This window comes from Micrococcus sp. KRD096 (genome assembly GCF_017168495.1).
In the GTDB taxonomy this organism is placed as follows: domain Bacteria; phylum Actinomycetota; class Actinomycetes; order Actinomycetales; family Micrococcaceae; genus Micrococcus; species Micrococcus luteus.
The window spans coordinates 1-1102 of sequence record NZ_JABFAY010000075.1 but is presented as its reverse complement, the minus strand read 5'-3'; the positions used below and the strand labels follow the sequence as shown (position 1 = coordinate 1102).

General features: G+C 73.7%; 2 protein-coding genes. Both read left to right on the top strand.

Annotated elements, in window-relative coordinates:
- A partial coding sequence (locus tag J1M41_RS11735; RefSeq protein WP_206451811.1) for a hypothetical protein occupies positions 1–736 on the top strand: 736 nt, incomplete at its 5' end.
- A gap of 22 nt (positions 737–758) precedes the next feature.
- Positions 759–1061, top strand: coding sequence for a hypothetical protein (locus tag J1M41_RS11730; RefSeq protein WP_206451810.1), 303 nt, complete (start codon positions 759–761; stop codon positions 1059–1061).
- Positions 1062–1102: the final 41 nt, after the last annotated feature.

The window sequence follows — 1102 nt, the reverse complement described above, 5'->3', positions numbered from 1 at the left end:
GGCCGCGAACTCCCTGCTCGGCCGCGTCCGCCCGAACGGCACGGGCCTGACGGTCGAGTACCTGCGCGCCGAGCGCGCCGCCCTGCCGCCGGCCGAGTTCGGACGCGAGCGGATGGGCTGGTGGGACGACCCCTCCACCTCGGACATCTTCGGCCCAGGCAAGTGGGAGCAGGGCGCCCGCGACGACGTCGAGCGCCCCACCGACATGACCATGACCGGCCTGGCGATCGCCGTGGCCATGGACCTGAAGACCGCAGCCCTCGTCGGTGCCGGCGTCGACGACACCGGTGCGGTCTGGCCGCGCGTGCTCCAGCACGGACCGGGCACCGCCTGGACCGTGGACCGCGCCAAGGAGCTGCAGGCCCGCTTCGAGCTGCCCGTCGTGATCGACGGCAAGGGCCCCGGCGCCATGCTCATCCCCACCCTCGAGCGCGAGGGCGTGAACCTGCACGTGGCCACCACGACCGACGTCCTCGACGCGTTCGCGAACCTGCGCTCGCGGGTCTCGGATGGGGTGCTGCTGCACACGCCGGCGCTCGAGCTCGACGCGGCGGTGGCCGGCGCGGCCCTGCGCCCGGTGGGTGACCGGTTCGCGATCGGGCGGAAGGCGTCCACCGCGGACGTGTCGCCGCTCGAGGCCGCGTCCCTGGCCTGCTGGCAGGCCACCATCGGCCCGTCGCAGGGGCGGTCGGCGTACGACGACGACTCCTACGACGACGAGTTCATGTACGTCTGACCCGAAGGAGGTCCGCGTGGCCATGACGGCGCTCATCCTGTCGATCCTGGCCGTCGCGGCCGCACTCGGGGCCGTGTGGTTCTCCCCCGCTCGGCGGGCGGCGCCGCCCGTCGACGAGTGGGCGCCGCTGCTGGCCCGCCGCGCCGTCGTGAACACGCACGACGGGACCGCGGTGGACGGTGTCCTCGTGCGCCGCGACGGCGCGCTCCTGGTCCTGCGAGAGGCCGTCATCCACGACGGCCTCACCGACAACCCGCCCCGGGCTGACGGGGAGGTCGTCATCGACCGCATGCAGGTCGCGTACCTGCAGTTCCCCACGACCTGAGAGGCGGTGACGCATGGCGTTCGTCGTGAGCCACGGTGAGG